1 protein-coding gene is annotated in these 667 nt (G+C 64.5%); it reads left to right on the plus strand.

Going from position 1 to position 667, the window contains the following annotated elements:
• On the plus strand, positions 1-667 hold a 667-nt coding region (locus tag D7X12_RS45710; RefSeq protein ID WP_147444019.1), incomplete at both ends, for an MFS transporter.

Raw genomic sequence — 667 nt, forward strand, 5'->3', positions numbered from 1 at the left:
GTGGTGGTGGGAGCAGCGTGCGGAGCAGCCGCTGCTGCCGTTCGACATGCTACGCAACCCCGCACTGGCTGCGCTGTTCATGCTGGCGTTGCTGTCGGGCTTTTCGATGTTTGCCGTGTTGTTCTACGCACCGTTGCTGTTCCAGGGCGGGTTCGGCATGTCGCCGCAGGAAGCCGGCCTGGTGATTACGCCGCTGGTGGTGTGCATCACGCTGGGCAGCATCATCAACGGGCGCATCGTCACGCGCATTCCCAAGCCCAACGCCATGCTGTATGCCGGCTTTGCGCTGCTGACGGTGGCGGTGGGGGGCATGTCAGTGTCCTTCTGGGGCATGTCGCACGTGGTACTGACGCTTCTGATGCTGCTGGCAGGGTTGGGGCTCGGCTTCGTGTTGCCCAATCTGACCGTGTTTGCGCAGCAGACGGCCGGCCGTACGCATCTGGGCATTGCCACGGCGCTGCTGCAATCGCTGCGCATGGTAGGCGGCATGGTGGGCACGGCGCTGGTCGGCACGCTGGTGAGCGAGCGCTATGCCTCGGGCGTTGCCAATGTGCTGAGCGCCGACAGTGCGACGCAGTGGCTGCGCCAGCTTGCCGATCCCGAAATTCTCATCGATCATGACGCGCAAGCCGCCTTGCTTTCGCAGTTGCATGCTGCCGGCCACGAC

This window comes from Corallococcus sicarius (assembly GCF_003611735.1).
Taxonomy (GTDB): domain Bacteria; phylum Myxococcota; class Myxococcia; order Myxococcales; family Myxococcaceae; genus Corallococcus; species Corallococcus sicarius.